We start from the raw sequence: 16,306 nt of genomic DNA on the forward strand, positions 1-16,306 counted from the left end.
CAGGAGATCGCCGGTTCGACCCCGGTCGGGACCGCCATTTTAATAAGGCTCGGTAGCTCAGTCGGTAGAGCAGAGGACTGAAAATCCTCGTGTCGGCGGTTCGATTCCGTCCCGAGCCACCATTTTGAAGTCGCAAGCCGGCTTAGCTCAATTGGTAGAGCAACTGACTTGTAATCAGTAGGTTGGGGGTTCAAGTCCTCTAGCCGGCACCACTTTCAAAATGAGCCATTAGCTCAGTTGGTAGAGCATCTGACTTTTAATCAGAGGGTCGAAGGTTCGAATCCTTCATGGCTCACCATTTTCAATTTAATGCGGGTGTAGTTTAGTGGTAAAACAAGAGCCTTCCAAGCTCTGGTCGAGAGTTCGATTCTCTTCACCCGCTTTTCAATTATGGGCCTATAGCTCAGCTGGTTAGAGCGCACGCCTGATAAGCGTGAGGTCGATGGTTCGAGTCCATTTAGGCCCACCATAATTGTTCCGCAGTAGCTCAGTGGTAGAGCTATCGGCTGTTAACCGATCGGTCGTAGGTTCGAGTCCTACCTGCGGAGCCATATTTATAGAGAAGTACCCAAGTGGCTCAAGGGGCTCCCCTGCTAAGGGAGTAGATCGCGAACGCGGTGCGAGGGTTCGAATCCCTTCTTCTCTGCCAGTAATTGGCCCGTTGGTCAAGTGGTTAAGACACCGCCCTTTCACGGCGGTAACACGGGTTCGAATCCCGTACGGGTCATACTAAAAGAGATAGCATAATCTGCTATCTCTTTTTTGTTGTATAAAAGTAGACTTTGGATAGTCTGTTTTTTTTATGCAATAGAAGAAATATGAAGTATTCGCTGTTGCAGTTAGGTACATAGAGAGCCGTAAATACAATCATGTTATTTATTTGGACCTGTATGGATATGAAGGAAGTATGACTGTAGCCTCCTATACTTGGAGAAACCGATGAAAATACATCCGGGAGCTACTGTGGAAAATAAATAATATATAGAATACAGCTTTTTTAGGTTGTCATTATTGTCGAGTTTTGTCGGTAAGTCGATATATTGCAAAAATCGCTGATATAATTTGAGTTACGATCGATAAATTTCAATAATCGCTGATATATTTGGAGTTACGGTCGATATATTCTAAAAATCGCCGATATAATTTCACTTACCGACAAAAACATAAGAAAATCCCTTTCACAATCTAAAGAAAACGCCTCCATTGAAATTGATTCCACACCTATTCTAATAACTTTACACTCTATGTGAAAAAGTTCACAAATAGGTCATAATTTGTGAAGTAATTCACAATAATACGTGCTACAATATGAATGTAAAGAAGTTAAACAACATTAAATTAGTATTTTAATTAATTACTTAAACAATCATAAAAAATAGATGTGAACAATAGAGAGGGGAAATTACCATGAAAAAAGGTATCAATCGTGTAGTATTAGTAGGAACAGGAGCTGTAGGTTGTAGTTACGCTTACTCAATGATCAACCAAGGTGTAGCTGAAGAGTTCGTATTAGTAGATGTTAATGAAGCAAAAGCAGAAGGGGAAGCAATGGACTTAAGCCATGCGGTACCATTCTCTCCATCACCAACAAAAGTTTGGAGCGGTAGCTATGCAGATTGTAAAGATGCAGATTTAGTAGTTATCACTGCTGGATTACCACAAAAGCCAGGTGAAACTCGTTTAGACTTAGTTGAGAAAAATACAAAGATCTTTAAACAAATCGTTCGCGGTATTATGGATAGTGGATTCGATGGAATCTTCTTAATCGCAACTAACCCAGTTGACATTTTAACTTACGTAACTTGGAAAGAATCTGGTTTACCAAAAGAGCGCGTAATCGGTTCTGGTACTACTTTAGACTCTGCTCGTTTCCGTTACATGTTAGGTGACTACTTAGATGTAGATCCACGTAACGTTCATGCTTACATCGTTGGTGAACACGGTGACACTGAACTTCCAGTATGGAGCCACGCTACTATCGGTGTACAAAAACTAGAAACAATCTTAGCTAACAACGAACAGTACAATCAAGAAGATTTAGATAAAATCTTCGAAAACGTACGTGATGCAGCTTACCATATTATCGAGCGTAAAGGTGCAACTTACTACGGAATCGGTATGTCACTACTTCGTGTAACTAAAGCAATCTTAAACAACGAGAACAGCGTATTAACTGTATCTGCATACCTTGAAGGTCAATACGGAGAGAAAGATGCTTACGTAGGTGTTCCAGCTGTAATTAACCGCGAAGGTGTACGTGAAATCGTAGAACTTGAGCTAAATGAAGATGAAAAAGCGAAATTCGCTCATTCTGTAAAAGTATTAAAAGAAACAATGGCACCAGTACTATAATAATTGCTAAATAATTCAGAGGTGGGAAACTGCTTCTTACCTCTGAACTTATATAATTTAATATAAATTCCTTTTCCGGTTTCCCTTGTATATCCCCAATATACCCCTTTTGCTGGATAAGGGTCGTTTATAGAAAAGAGCACTCTACTTTACGTAGAGTGCTCTTTATTATCCCGCATTAACGGGCAGTAAGATCCCCACCTCAAAATGCAGCGAAAGCAAAGAAGTTAGTTTGGTGATCAACTGCCCGTAAAAGCCCGATTGGTGAGGGCTGATAATCAGTGGGGGATGAACACCCCCCACTGATTAAAGTTTCACTTTATCATTTTTTAGGCGTTAATCCCAATTTCTTTAAAATATCTGTCAGTGTACCGCTTTTTGATTTTTCTACAGGTGTTTGTGATTTAGATGCATCTGGCCCTTTTTTCAAGAAGTTCTTTTCAACGAAGCGAATATCTTTTTCGTCGACAATCCCATCTTTATTAAGGTCTCCGTCTTTTACAGTTAGTCCTTTTTTACCATAGTTGCTAGCAATAATTTCAGCATCTTTAATATCGATTACTTTATCAGCATTTACATCGCCGGCAAGGTTTTCGTCAGGTCTTGCATAATAATATTGGCCAAGCAGCTTACCGTCTTTTTCAGTACCAAGTTTCGTTGTTAGGCGGCTTGTTAAATGTCCTGGCACTTCTACATATAGGTTATAGTCGCGTTTATTAACTGGAAGTCCATTTAGTTTGAAGTACCCATATTTATCTAGTGAACCTTCAAACTTATGACGGTAAGAATCAGTTGCGTATACTTTTACGCCAAGCTTTGCATAATCAAACTTTTCATCTAAATATCCACGTTCATTTAAGAATGCACCAGGTTTAATATTTCCTTCTACTAGTGAATTTAAGGACATAACTGAGAATGTTTGATCTTGAAGTACACGCATTCTATTTGGTTCTGATTCACCTTGTTTCCAGTAAACAAAAATTGGTGACTCTAATTGAGCGTTTGCTTCATAAAATTCATCATTTTCTACTTTGAAAGTTACATCAATGAACGGGAAATCACCATCTAATCCAGCAAAGTTTTTGTCATCGATAGTGCCGCCAACTGTAACCGAACCTGCCTCTAGTTTCGGTTCATTTACTTTTGCGGTTACTCCTTTTTCGGAAAGTACCTTTTCAAAAGAAGGATTAAATTTTGCATTTGCAAATTTGAAGTTCTTCTCTAGGAAGTTTACATTAAATTGCCCAGCAACAAATTGTTTTACGTGTTTTGCGTTTAGTGTTACTGTGAACTCGTCATTTTTATATAATTCTTTTTTATCGTAACTAGCTTTCGCATATTGAGCACCTTGTGGGATAAACCAGTAGTTATTTACACCGCTTGGATAGTCAGCTCCTGCAGTTGCATAATCGAAAATATATACGCCTGTGTTCATTGGACCTTCCGTTCTGAAGGAGTCAGGTGTAATGCCAACTTTAAAGTCGCCATTTGCATTAATCGGTAAAAACTTATGCAAGTATGGAGAATAGTCATAGTACATAACGCCATTCGCTTCTTGCGTAATGTTTAATCCTTTTCCTTTTAAGTAGTCAACGTTTGAATCGTATACATTTCCTTTAATCCATAGTGCTTTTTTGCCATCTTCTACTGTATAATTTTCTTCATTTAACTCGTAAATACCAGGTTTTAATCCAGTTAGTTTCACTTCTGGTGGGGTATTATCAATTACAACATAATCACCTTTTACACGTGCTTTCCCAGCCTTATCATAACCGACAAACTCAATTGTGTAGTCTCCTTCTGGTAAGTTGATTTTCTCATCACCAATTGGTTTTGCAGGATCATTTGTAAAAGGATACACTTTTCCATTAAAGAATGAGTCTAAGTAGTAATACACATCAGTTTTTAGTCCACTTGTGTTTAATGTCCCAATGAAGCCCAGAGCTTTATCTGTTTTGGAATCTTTTACGATAAGATCTAACGTTTCAAGTTCGCTGTTTAATTGGAATGCCCCGTGAACATACGATTCACCGTATGGATTAAATTTAGATGTATCAGTTGAAATTGCTTTTCTTGATAGTATTGCATTTTCAATACCAGGCTCTGATACACGAATAGAGAATGGGATTTGATATGTTTCTTCTTTATTTTTCGTGTTCGTAATATGAATATATCCTTCATATCGGCCTTGTTTTACACCGGCTGGAACATTAATTTTTGCTTCAATTTCACCTGCTTTGCCAGCATCAAGAGTAATTGTTTCTGGAGCAGAGATTTTTACACCGTTTGCGACAGCATCGTTAATAGTAGACGAAGCTGGTGTATAAGAAATTTCTGTTTTAAATTCTTTTTTCTCTTGTTTATTATGATTAGTTACTTTTATATTGCGTTTTTGTTCAAGAGCTTCACCGTCTTTTTGATAAAACTTACCGAATGCAATAGATCCAGTTTCTTCGGGCACTTCAATTACTTCGTCATTTACAACAGTTTGTGTCGTATCTAATACTTTAAAGCTTGTTTCTGTACGAACGGCGTTGTAAGCATCTACTCGCCCAGCTCCAACTTCATACACCGAATATTTTTCTTTTAAATCATCAGCTGTGTTCATAAGAGACGCTTTTACATCGAACGGAGAGTAGTCTGGGTGTTCTTGTAAAATTAGAGCAGCAACGCCAGCAATATGAGGGGAAGCCATAGATGTTCCTTGCATACGCTCATAGGAAACAGCGTAGTTTTCACCCTCTTGCGGGTCGTTAATATATTCAGGAACTGTTGAAAGGACAGCGACACCAGGCGCTGTAATATCAGGCTTAATATCATCATTTGCTGTAACAGGACCGCGTGAGCTAAAGTCTGCAAGATGATCGCCTTCTGTTTGAATGTAATTAATTTCATCGAAAGTTAAGGATGTGCTACCTTGTTCAATTTGAGCTTTTAGTTTTTCACCGTCTTCTTTCGTTAGGCGGAATGCTGGAATGTATTTTGTGCTTTCACCAACGTAGAAAGGAATTTCTCCATCCACGTTGTTATAAATAATAACGGCCTTTGCACCTGCTTGTTTTGCGTTAGCAATTTTTTCATCAAATGAGGTTGTACCACGTGCAACGAGAGCGATTTTTCCTTTCACATCTTTTTTACTAAACTCGTCAGGCGTACCGATTCCTACAGATTCAATAGGTAAAGTTTGTCCCTTGAAATCTTCTATTTTATCAGTGAAGTTTTTGCCGAACAAAATTAGGTTAGGGAATTGTAATTGTCCAGCATGACCTGATAGTTTCGGTAAGGAAATAGAGCTATCACTGGCTCCAACCGTAATAGCAAATGGCGAAGCACCTGGTGATCCGAGTGTTGATGGATTCGGTCCAGAGTTACCAGCAGCAACGACTGTAACAACGCCTGAAAGCATCGCGTTATTAACAGCGATAGATGTTGGATCAAGAGGATTGTTGCTATCATCACCTAACGATAAGTTAATAACGTTCATACCGTCAGAAATAGATTTATCAATTGCAGCGATAATACCTGAACTATCTCCACTTCCGTATGGACCGAGTACACGATAGTTATACAGTTCAATGTCAGGTGCAACACCTTTTACTGCTGAATCAGATTGGTTCTTCTTTTGAGCAGAAACGATACCTGCTACGTGAGTGCCGTGGGCTGTGTAGAAGGAAGAACCACGGTTATCAAATTCAGGAGCACCAGATTGTTGCCATTCTGAATAAGTAGTTTCCATTGGATCTGCATCATTATTAATAAAGTCCCAACCCTTTACTGAATTTGGATCTACTTTGCTAGAGTCCTCACCAGGTTTTGCGCGATAGCCTTTATATACGTCTTTTAAGTCAGGGTGATTGTAATCAATACCTGTATCTAATACACCAACTTTAATTCCTTTTCCGGTAATGCCCTCATTATGTAACTTATCTACTCCAATTTGCGGGATGCTGTCTGTTAGTTTTTGAGGTGCTTTTTGCTCAGCTTGTTTTGGTAAATTTAATTTCACTTCGTAATCTTTCCAAATGCGTTTTACAACACCAATTCGTAACAACTCTTCAACTGTATTTGCTGGTAATGTCATCGCAACACCATTTATCGCATGCTTATAAGAACGTTTAATTTGTACAGACTGGAAGTTTCCTGATTTTACTGATGGGCTGAATTGATAAAGACGTTTTAGTCCTTTTTCGAATTCTTCATGTTCTTGATCAATACGTGCTTTTGTATTTTCAGGAGCAGACTGTAATCCTTTTTCTTTTTGTTTTAATTCATTAATCTTTACTGGAGCAGTTTGAAATTCTACGATGATATTTACAGGCTCAGAACTACTCGTATTAATATCTGGTGAAATTGTAAAACCAGGGTTGGCATCTACCGTTTGTAATGCTAGGCGTTGTTCTTTAGAAAGCTTCGATAATATAGAATGAGCATTTAAAGATTCAATTTGGTTAATAGGACTTTCAGCAAGTACATTGAACGGAATGGCAGTTGAAAACAGAACGCCAGCCGTTACAATTCCAGTAACAAAACGGTTTTTCTTTTTCATTTATAGGCCTCCGGTAATATATATTTTTAAAAATTATTTCTCCACACCTGCTGTTTGCTCAGCATGGAATGTCCAGTTTAGCTGCAGGGAATCACCTTGAAATCTATTTTGATCTTGGTCGTTATCTTCAAATGAGAAGAGGACATGTAAGTAATCTGTTTCACCAGATTTAATACCATCTATTAAGTTATGACGTTCTAGAGACGTAGCGACATCTTCAGGTTTCATAGTTTTTAATTCTGATAGTTTTGTTTCCCACAAAATCTCATGATCATCGTTTGGATTAGATGGCTGTCCATCATTCACTAGAAACTTGACGATAATGTGATCACCTAAATCTTCACCGACATTATTTTGCGTTGCATCTGTAACTTCATATGATGTTTCAAGTGCTACTTTTGCAATATCCAATGTACCTTTATTTTCAAGCTTGAAGTTCCTTTCAATAAAATCACCTGGTTTTAAATCTTTCACATTAACGATTACACTTGGATTAATAGAAAGATCTAGTGTTCCAGCTTGAAATGAGTTACTTGATGTTTCTGAATCACTGAAATAGGCGAATACACCGCCGAATGTAAGGGATAAGCCAAGTGAAGCGGTGATAATTCCCATTCCTACTTTTTGTTTTAATGACATAAGAAAGCCTCCTAGTTAAATTTGTATAGCAACCGTTCGCAACAAGGATAAATAAGTAAACATAGTAGTCCGCTATGAATTATAGTTACGAAAGATCAGAGTTCTTTATTGAGAACAAGTATATGCTTATGAATTTCGCGTTTCAATAAAAATATGACAAAAAAATGTTGAGAAACATTTTTTTATTACAGATTATTTTGTTTTGATTTTGAGTGGAAAATAGCATGAAAAATAGTATAAACCTAATAAAATAAAGGTTGAGAAAAAAATAATAGGAGGAAATATAGAAGTAGAATGAAGCGTTTACAATGAATATTCGTCAAAATTCGATATTTTACACGGAAATGTGAAGAAAAACTAACATTTTTAAGAAAAAAACGAATGTTTTTTATAAATTAACAAGGATATTGCAGTTTTTCGCAGAAATAGTTAAAGTATAAAAAATTCTGTCATCTAAGTGAGGTGAGCATATTGAATGTAATAAATTGTGAAGAAGTGAAACGAGATGAGTTTCATACAGAAAAGTACTATGAAAGTTATAACATCTTTGGCGCGCATGTTGTGACGGAAGATGAGATTCAAGGGGTACGATTTACAGTGTGGGCTCCTCATGCGAAAGCAATGAGTGTTGTTGGGGATTTTAATGAGTGGGATTATGAGCAACATAAGATGCTACAAGTGACAGAAGAAGGCATTTGGTCCTTATTTATACCGCATATTGAAGAAGGAGAAATATATAAATATGCGATTGAAACGTTGGCTGGTGACGTCATTTTAAAGGCAGATCCGTATGCTGTATATGCAGAAGTAAGACCGAACACGGCATCTGTAGTTTTTGATATAAAAGGATATGAATGGAATGATAAAAACTGGAATCGTAAGAAAAAGAAAAAATCGATTTATAAAGAAGCGATGACAGTTTATGAATTACATTTTGGTTCTTGGAAAAAGAAAGAAGATGGAACGCTGTACTCTTACAGGGAAATGGTTGAAGAGCTCATCCCGTATGTGGTGGAACATCAATTTACACATATTGAAATTATGCCGCTTGTTGAGCATCCATATGATCGTTCTTGGGGATACCAAGGAACGGGATATTATGCAGCGACGAGTAGATTTGGTACGCCGCATGATTTAATGCATTTTGTCGACGAATGTCATAAATATGGAATCGGTGTCATTTTAGATTGGGTGCCGGGGCATTTTTGTAAAGATGCTCACGGTTTATATTTGTTTGATGGTACACCGACCTATGAATATAAAGATAAAGATGTACAAGAAAATCCAGTATGGGGAACTGTCAATTTTGATTTAGGAAAGAGAGAGGTACGTAATTTCTTAATTTCAAATGCGTTATTTTGGATGAGATATTTCCATATTGATGGTTTCAGAGTTGATGCAGTTGCGAACATGTTGTACTGGAATAAAGAAGGACAAGAGCAAAGTAATGAGCATGCTGTTTCATTTTTAAGAGAGTTAAATGAAGCAGTGTTTGCAGAGGATGAAGATTTTCTTATGACGGCAGAAGATTCAACAGCTTGGCCACTTGTAACAACTCCAACGTATGAAGGTGGGCTTGGATTCAATTACAAATGGAACATGGGCTGGATGAATGACGTGCTGAAATATATGGAGTGTGCGCCTGAATATAGGAAACACATTCATGAGAAAATGACGTTTTCTTTACTATATGCGTACTCTGAAAACTTCATATTACCGCTTTCTCATGATGAAGTCGTTCATGGGAAAAAGTCGTTATTAAATAAAATGCCAGGTGATTACTGGGATAAGTTTGCTCAACTTCGTTTATTATATGGATATTTCTTTACTCACCCAGGAAAGAAGTTACTTTTCATGGGAGGAGAATTCGGACAGTTTGATGAGTGGAAAGACCTTGAAGATTTAGATTGGAATTTACATGATTTTGAAATGCATCGTTATATGCATGATTACTTTAATGAGCTCATAGCATTGTATAAGCGCTCAAAACCACTTTGGCAGCTTGACCATTCACCTGAAGGTTTTCAGTGGATTGATGCTAATAATAATGAGCAAAGTATTTTCTCTTTTATCCGCCAAGGGGATAAACAAGAAGATGCGTTAGTTGTCGTATGTAATTTTACGAAAGCTACATATGAAAACTATAAAGTAGGTGTACCAGATTTCGAGTATTATAACGAGATTTTAAACAGTGATGCACAGCAATATGGCGGTTCGGGGCAAGTGAATAAGAAACGTCTTAAGACAATTCTAGAACCGTACCATAATCAAGCGGCACATGTAGAGATTACAATTCCACCATTCGGCGTATCCATATTACGACCAGTGAAGACGAGAAAGGGGAGCAAAAAACAAGATGGCTCAAAAACAAAAGTGCGTAGCAATGTTACTAGCAGGGGGAAAAGGTAGTCGTTTAAGTGCATTAACAAAAAATTTAGCCAAGCCAGCTGTTCCATTTGGTGGTAAATATCGCATTATTGATTTTACGCTAAGTAACTGTGCGAATTCTGGTATTGAAACGGTTGGGATTTTAACACAATATCAACCACTTGAACTTCATAATTATATCGGAATCGGAAATGCGTGGGATTTAGACCGAGTAAACGGTGGGGTCACAGTATTACCTCCTTATGCGGAGTCTTCAGGGGTTAAGTGGTATACAGGTACGGCAAGTGCCATTTATCAAAATTTAAACTATTTAAGTCAGTATGAACCGGAGTATGTTCTTATTTTATCAGGTGACCATATTTATAAAATGGATTACAGTAAGATGCTAGATTACCATATTGAGAAAGAATCAGACGTATCCATTTCTGTTATTGAAGTACCTTGGGATGAAGCGAGTCGCTTTGGCATTATGAATACAAATGAAGAAATGGAGATTGTTGAGTTTGAAGAGAAACCACAATTTCCAAGAAGTAATCTTGCATCAATGGGAATCTATATTTTTAATTGGTCAATTTTGAAAGAGTATTTAGAGATGGATGCGAGAAACCCTGAATCTAGTAACGATTTTGGAAAAGATGTACTTCCGCTTTTATTGGATGAAGGGAAGAAGTTAATGGCGTATCCGTTTGAAGGATATTGGAAAGATGTTGGAACGGTGAAGAGCTTATGGGAAGCGAATATGGATTTGCTTCGCGATGAAACATCACTGAATTTAAACGATCGTAATTGGCGTATTTACTCTGTCAATCCAAACGAACCGCCTCAATATATTGCTGAAAAGGCGAAAGTAGAAGAATCGCTTATTAACGAAGGGTGCGTCATTGAAGGGGACGTGAAGCATTCTGTGTTATTCCAAGGAGTGACGGTGGAAGAAGGAAGTATGGTGATTGATTCTGTCGTTATGCCAGGGGCTAAGATTGGTAAAAATGTTGTGATTGAAAGAGCGATTGTTGGATCAGAAATGGTTATCGAAGATGGAACAATCATTCGTCCAGAAAAGAATGTTGACGATGTAGTATTAATTGCTGAAGGGAAATAGAAAAGGGGGATGAAATGAATGGGAGAAAAAATGTTAGGAATTATTAATGCAACGGGAAGTTTTCCTTCCTTAAAGAAAGTAACAGGGCATCGTTCACTAGCGGCGTTACCGTTTGGGGGCCGTTATCGACTCATTGATTTCATGCTTTCAAATATGGTGAATTCTAGTATTCATAGTGTAGCAGTTTTTACAAGCCATAAAAATCGTTCGTTAATGGACCATGTTGGTTCAGGAAAACAGTGGGATTTAGATAGAAAACGAGACGGACTATTTTTATTCCCGCCAAACTGCCAATGTGACCAAGATGAATTTGGGTCTTTTGCACACTTTAGAAGACATATTGATTATTTTCTAAGAAGCAGAGAAGAGTACGTTGTTATTACGAATAGCCATCTCGTAACAGCATTAAATTTTCAAGCGGTGTTAGAGCGACATATACATACGGCAGCTGATATTACAGAAGTTTGCCATGAAGGGGTTTCGCTTCAAACATACGTGTTAAAGAAACAATTATTGTTAGACTTATTTGAGTCATATAAAGATGTGGAGCAATACAGTTTATTTGATGTAGTGAGAGAAAAACGCGGGAAATCATTACATATTGCTACATATGAGCATACTGGATATGTAGCAATTATTGACTCGATCGAAAGTTACTATAAGCATAGCCTAGAAATTTTGCAACCTGCTATTTGGAAGCAATTATTTAAGAAAGAAGCGCCGATCTTTACGAAAGTAAAAGATGAGCCACCAACTCGTTATTTAAAGGGTGCAGTCGTGAAAAATACAATGATTGCAAATGGCAGTATTATTGAGGGGGAGGTAGAAAACAGTGTTATTTCCCGTTCAGTTAAAATTGGAAAAGGATCAATTATTCGTAACAGTATTATTATGCAAAAGAGCCAAATTGGAGATAACTGTATAATAGACGGTGTTATTATTGATAAAGACGTGAAAATTGGCGACGGTGTCGTATTAAAAGGAAACATCGATGAGCCGTATGTTGTAGAAAAAGGAAGCGTACAAAACAGTACGATTAATAGTTATTCCTAAAGAATCAGTGGGGGCTTTTTCCCCCACTGATTAAAGTTTTAATTTAAATGAAAACTCGAAGGGAGGAAGCTGCAAGAGGAGTAATAAAAACTTTTCGCGCAGTGGGACAACAAGTGAATATTTTATTTGCAGTATCAGAATGTGTACCGTTTGTGAAATCGGGAGGATTAGCTGATGTAGCAGGTGCGCTCCCAAAAGAGCTGAAAAAATTAGGAGTGGACGTTCGTATTATACTTCCGAATTATAGCCTCATTCCACAAAAGTTAAGAGATGGATGTACGTTACATAAAGTAATTAACGTCCCGCTCGGGTGGAGGAATCAATATTGTGGAATTTTAAAAGGTGAGCAAGACGGAATTACGTATTACTTAATAGATAATGAATATTATTTTAAGAGAGATTCTCTGTATGGTCATTATGATGACGGGGAGCGTTTTTCTTATTTCTCAAAAGCAGTGTTAGAGTGTATTCCGCACCTTGACTTTGAAGTGGATGTTCTTCATAGCCACGATTGGCATACGGCTATGGTTAATTTCTTACTTCGTGAAAAGTATCAAGATAACCCGTTATATGAGCGTATTAAAACGGTATATACGATTCATAACTTGCAGTTCCAAGGTGTATTTCCTCCTGAAGTGATGTACGACTTGTTAGAGCTTGGTGATGAATATTTTCATAGTGAGCAGCTAGAGTTTTATGGAAACATAAACTTTATGAAAGGCGGTATTATCGCTTCGGATCAAATTACAGCGGTGAGCCCGACGTATAAAGAAGAAATTCAATATGAATTTTTCGGTGAGAAGCTAGATGGATTACTGCGAAAATATAATGATAAGCTTAGCGGCATTGTAAATGGTATTGATACGAGCGTATATAATCCAGAAACGGATTCGTATATTAAGGCTCAGTATGATGCAGAGTCATTATATGAAAAGAGTGAAAATAAACGCGCTTTGCAGCGTTATTTTGGTTTGCCAGAAAAAGAGGATACACCAATTATTTCAATGGTAACGAGATTAACGAAGCAAAAAGGTCTTGATTTAGTACGCACTGTATTCCGCGAAATAATGGAAGAAGATGTACAATGTATTATTTTAGGTTCAGGTGATTCGGAATATGAGCAATTCTTTGAGTGGATGGCATATGAGTATCCGGAGAAGGTAAAAGTTTATATCGGATTTAATGAAGAATTAGCTCACCAAGTGTATGCGGGAAGCGATTTGTTTTTAATGCCATCGCTGTTTGAACCGTGTGGACTTGGACAACTTATCGCATTAGCATACGGTACGATTCCAATTGTAAGAGAAACAGGTGGATTAAACGATACAGTACATTCTTATGATGAAGAAACTGGAGAAGGAAATGGTTTCAGTTTCACGAATTTTAATGCACATGACATGCTGCATACGATTCATCGTGCAATTGAATTCTATCACGATAAACCAGTGTGGGAGCAGCTTGTAAAACAAGCGATGACTGAAGATTATAGCTGGGAGCAATCGGCTCTTGCTTATAAGGAATTGTATAAAAGTCTCATGGAATAACATGTAGGTGGTGAAAAAATGTTTACTCATGTTGAAAGTTTTAAATCAACTTTTCTAGAAAAGTTAGAGACGATGTATGGGAAAAGTTTCAAAGATTCTACAACTCGTGATCAATATAATACGCTCGGCCATATGGTACGTGAGTATATGAATAGTCAATGGATTGCAACGAACGAGAGTTATCGATCCGGAGAGCAAAAGCAAATGTATTACTTGTCTATTGAGTTTTTGCTTGGACGTTTGCTTGGAAGTAACATCTTGAATTTAGGTATTAGAGATGTATGCGAGCAGGGTTTATCTGAACTAGGGATTTCGTTGCAAGAGTTAGAAGAAGTGGAAGCAGATGCAGGCCTTGGTAATGGTGGGCTTGGACGCTTAGCAGCCTGTTTTCTCGATTCACTTGCATCTTTAAACTTGCCAGGACACGGCTGTGGAATTCGTTATAAACATGGTTTGTTTGATCAGAAAATTGTTGATGGTTATCAAGTTGAATTTCCAGAACAGTGGCTTCTTCATGAAAATGTATGGGAAGTAAGAAGGCATGATCAAGCTGTGGAAGTAAGTTATTTCGGCAGTGTTGAACCGCTAGAAATTGACGGGCGTTTAGAGTTTAGGCATACAAATGCAGAAGTCATTATGGCAGTGCCATATGATGTGCCGGTAGTAGGCTATGAGGCGAGTACTGTAAACACACTTAGACTTTGGAATGCTGAACCAGTTCCTTTCCCGCAAAACTGCAAAGATATTTTGAAATATAAGCGCGAAACAGAGGCTGTATCGGAGTTTTTATATCCAGATGATACGCATGATGAGGGGAAAATACTTCGTTTAAAACAACAGTATTTCCTCGTATCAGCAAGTTTACAAAATATCGTTCGAATGCATAGAGAAAGATATGGTCACCTTCGTCAACTACATGAAAAAATTGCGATTCACATTAACGATACACATCCGGTTTTAGCAATTCCAGAACTGATGCGTATTTTACTAGACGAAGAAAAGTTAACATGGGAAGAAGCTTGGCACATAACGACGCAGACGATTTCTTATACGAATCATACGACGTTATCAGAAGCGCTCGAAAAGTGGCCAATTCACATTTTTAAACCATTATTACCGAGAATTTATATGATTATTGAAGAGATTAATGAACGTTTCTGTCATGAACTTTGGGAACGTTATCCTTATGAATGGCATCGCATCGAAGACATGGCAATTATTGCGCATGATCTTGTGAAAATGGCTCATTTAGCAATTGTCGGTAGCTATAGCGTAAACGGTGTAGCAAAAATTCATACGGAAATATTAAAGCAGCGGGAAATGCGATTGTTTTATGAATTTTATCCAGATAAGTTTAATAATAAGACGAATGGAATTGCTCATAGGCGCTGGCTTATGAAAGCAAATCCACAGTTAACAAATCTCATTTCAGAGGCGATTGGAACAGAGTGGAAGAAAGAACCGATTAAGCTTCAATCGTTGCAAACAGTTCAATATGATGCTAGTTTCCAAGAGAAATTTGCAGAGGTAAAACAAGAGCGTAAAGAGATTTTAGCGGAGCGCATTCATAATACAATGGGGATTACGATTGATCCAAATTCTATTTTTGATGTGCAAGTGAAAAGATTACATGCTTACAAACGACAATTATTAAATGTTCTTCATATTTTATATTTGTATAACCGTTTGAAAGAGGATGCTAGTTTTACATTTTATCCGCGTACTTTTATTTTTGGAGCGAAAGCATCACCTGGCTATTATTACGCGAAAAAAATTATTAAATTAATAAATGAACTCGCAAGAAAAGTAAATAATGACCCGTACGTCAGTCAATATATGAAAGTTATCTTTCTAGAAAACTACCGAGTTTCTTTAGCGGAAGATATATTCCCGGCAGCGGATGTAAGTGAACAAATTTCAACGGCGAGTAAAGAAGCATCGGGAACAGGTAATATGAAATTTATGATGAATGGTGCAATTACAATCGGAACGCTAGACGGAGCTAACATTGAAATAAAAGACCGGGTCGGTGATGATAACTGTTTCATTTTCGGCTTAACAGCGGAAGAGGTTCTTCATTACTATCAAAATGGTGGATATCGTGCAAGTGATTATTATCACCACAATAGGCACATTAAAAAAGTAGTTGATCAATTAACAAATGGTTTCTTTGCACAATCGGGAGCTGAATTTGAAGCGATTTACGATTCTCTTGTTATTCAAAATGATGAATATTTCGTTCTGCGAGATTTTGGCCCATATGCTGAAAGACAAGAAGCTGTCGGTAGAGCTTATGAGAACCGAACAAAGTGGCTAGAAATGTCGATTTTAAATATTGCACAGTCTGGTCATTTTGCGAGTGATCGAACGATTTTGCAGTACAGCAATGAAATTTGGGGTATTGGTAATGCAGTTAAACAGTTTTAAAGAAGTTGCTATATTGGGAGATATATTATCGATTTACCAACAAAAATGGATATTAATAAATAAAACGGGCTTAATAAAATTAAGCTCGTTTTATTTATTTTGCTTAAGAAAGAAATGGAACAGTGGTATATATGATACCTGCCCCATCATACTCTCCTGTCGCAAAGTATGAAAATGTAAAGAAACCTGTGACCGTAAAAATTACAATAAGAAAAAGTGTGAAGATAAATTTTAACATGTAAGGTCCCCTCATCCAAA

General features: G+C 37.4%; 9 protein-coding genes and 8 tRNA genes. 14 read left to right on the forward strand and 3 right to left on the reverse strand.

The features are described from left to right. Nucleotides 1-46 precede the first annotated feature (46 nt). The 9 genes from H6481_RS14870 (at nucleotide 47) to H6481_RS14910 (ending at nucleotide 2,352) form a co-directional block, all read left to right on the forward strand. Nucleotides 47-122: transfer RNA gene (locus H6481_RS14870), tRNA-Phe, on the forward strand. 14 nt (nucleotides 123-136) lie between these two features. Then, nucleotides 137-212: transfer RNA gene (locus H6481_RS14875), tRNA-Thr, on the forward strand. Between the two features lie 10 nt (nucleotides 213-222). Further along, nucleotides 223-298 (forward strand) — tRNA-Lys (locus tag H6481_RS14880). Nucleotides 299-311: 13 nt separating this feature from the next. Further along, nucleotides 312-382, forward strand: a tRNA-Gly gene (locus H6481_RS14885). A gap of 10 nt (nucleotides 383-392) precedes the next feature. Then, a tRNA-Ile gene (locus tag H6481_RS14890) sits at nucleotides 393-469 on the forward strand. Nucleotides 470-476: 7 nt separating this feature from the next. Next, nucleotides 477-551, forward strand: a tRNA-Asn gene (locus H6481_RS14895). A gap of 7 nt (nucleotides 552-558) precedes the next feature. Further along, nucleotides 559-649, forward strand: a tRNA-Ser gene (locus H6481_RS14900). A 6-nt stretch (nucleotides 650-655) separates the two neighbouring features. Further along, nucleotides 656-727 (forward strand) — tRNA-Glu (locus H6481_RS14905). Nucleotides 728-1,407: 680 nt separating this feature from the next. Continuing rightward, on the forward strand, nucleotides 1,408-2,352 hold the full coding sequence (locus H6481_RS14910; RefSeq protein WP_000715346.1) for an L-lactate dehydrogenase: 945 nt from the start codon (nucleotides 1,408-1,410) through the stop codon (nucleotides 2,350-2,352). A gap of 322 nt (nucleotides 2,353-2,674) precedes the next feature. Here H6481_RS14910 and H6481_RS14915 read toward each other — a convergent pair whose 3' ends face one another. Both H6481_RS14915 and H6481_RS14920 read right to left on the reverse strand, forming a co-directional pair. Continuing rightward, a complete protein-coding gene (locus tag H6481_RS14915) occupies nucleotides 2,675-6,898 on the reverse strand; it encodes a S8 family serine peptidase (protein WP_071731781.1) in 4,224 nt (1,407 codons plus the stop codon). 33 nt (nucleotides 6,899-6,931) lie between these two features. Then, complete coding sequence (locus tag H6481_RS14920; protein ID WP_000053928.1) at nucleotides 6,932-7,537, reverse strand: CalY family protein; 606 nt, start codon at nucleotides 7,535-7,537, stop codon at nucleotides 6,932-6,934. 471 nt (nucleotides 7,538-8,008) lie between these two features. On the opposite strand from H6481_RS14920, the gene glgB reads away from it, so the two are divergent. The 5 genes from glgB (at nucleotide 8,009) to glgP (ending at nucleotide 16,048) form a co-directional block, all read left to right on the forward strand. After that, nucleotides 8,009-9,946, forward strand: coding sequence for a 1,4-alpha-glucan branching protein GlgB (gene glgB / locus H6481_RS14925; protein WP_063548917.1), 1,938 nt, complete (start codon nucleotides 8,009-8,011; stop codon nucleotides 9,944-9,946). Next, nucleotides 9,894-11,024 carry a glucose-1-phosphate adenylyltransferase gene (gene glgC, locus H6481_RS14930; protein WP_000057604.1) on the forward strand — a complete coding sequence of 377 codons (1,131 nt, stop codon included), beginning with the start codon at nucleotides 9,894-9,896 and terminating at the stop codon, nucleotides 11,022-11,024. The genes glgB and glgC overlap by 53 nt, the downstream gene beginning before the upstream one ends. A gap of 18 nt (nucleotides 11,025-11,042) precedes the next feature. Then, entirely contained in the window at nucleotides 11,043-12,077 is a 1,035-nt protein-coding gene (glgD, locus tag H6481_RS14935; RefSeq protein ID WP_000504162.1) for a glucose-1-phosphate adenylyltransferase subunit GlgD, read from the forward strand. Between the two features lie 113 nt (nucleotides 12,078-12,190). Next, nucleotides 12,191-13,621 (forward strand): glycogen synthase GlgA, encoded by a 1,431-nt coding sequence (gene glgA / locus H6481_RS14940; RefSeq protein WP_071731787.1) that lies wholly within the window; start codon nucleotides 12,191-12,193, stop codon nucleotides 13,619-13,621. Nucleotides 13,622-13,639: 18 nt separating this feature from the next. Then, on the forward strand, nucleotides 13,640-16,048 hold the full coding sequence (glgP, locus tag H6481_RS14945; RefSeq protein ID WP_071731782.1) for a glycogen phosphorylase: 2,409 nt from the start codon (nucleotides 13,640-13,642) through the stop codon (nucleotides 16,046-16,048). A 103-nt stretch (nucleotides 16,049-16,151) separates the two neighbouring features. On the opposite strand, the gene H6481_RS28835 is transcribed toward glgP, so the two are convergent. Then, complete coding sequence (locus H6481_RS28835; protein WP_016079902.1) at nucleotides 16,152-16,286, reverse strand: hypothetical protein; 135 nt, start codon at nucleotides 16,284-16,286, stop codon at nucleotides 16,152-16,154. Between the last annotated feature and the right edge of the window lie 20 nt (nucleotides 16,287-16,306).

It is taken from the genome of Bacillus sp. ME78, assembly GCF_903970865.1.
Taxonomy (GTDB): domain Bacteria; phylum Bacillota; class Bacilli; order Bacillales; family Bacillaceae_G; genus Bacillus_A; species Bacillus_A cereus.

Excerpts from the sequence above, each read along its gene's own strand:
- H6481_RS14910 (WP_000715346.1), top strand. The coding sequence starts at position 1,408 with ATGAAAAAAGGTATCAATCGTGTAGTATTAGTAGGAACAGGAGCTGTA.
- H6481_RS14915 (WP_071731781.1), bottom strand. The coding sequence starts at position 6,898 with ATGAAAAAGAAAAACCGTTTTGTTACTGGAATTGTAACGGCTGGCGTT.
- H6481_RS14920 (WP_000053928.1), bottom strand. The coding sequence starts at position 7,537 with ATGTCATTAAAACAAAAAGTAGGAATGGGAATTATCACCGCTTCACTT.
- glgC (WP_000057604.1), top strand. The coding sequence starts at position 9,894 with ATGGCTCAAAAACAAAAGTGCGTAGCAATGTTACTAGCAGGGGGAAAA.
- glgD (WP_000504162.1), top strand. The coding sequence starts at position 11,043 with ATGGGAGAAAAAATGTTAGGAATTATTAATGCAACGGGAAGTTTTCCT.
- glgP (WP_071731782.1), top strand. The coding sequence starts at position 13,640 with ATGTTTACTCATGTTGAAAGTTTTAAATCAACTTTTCTAGAAAAGTTA.
- H6481_RS28835 (WP_016079902.1), bottom strand. The coding sequence starts at position 16,286 with ATGTTAAAATTTATCTTCACACTTTTTCTTATTGTAATTTTTACGGTC.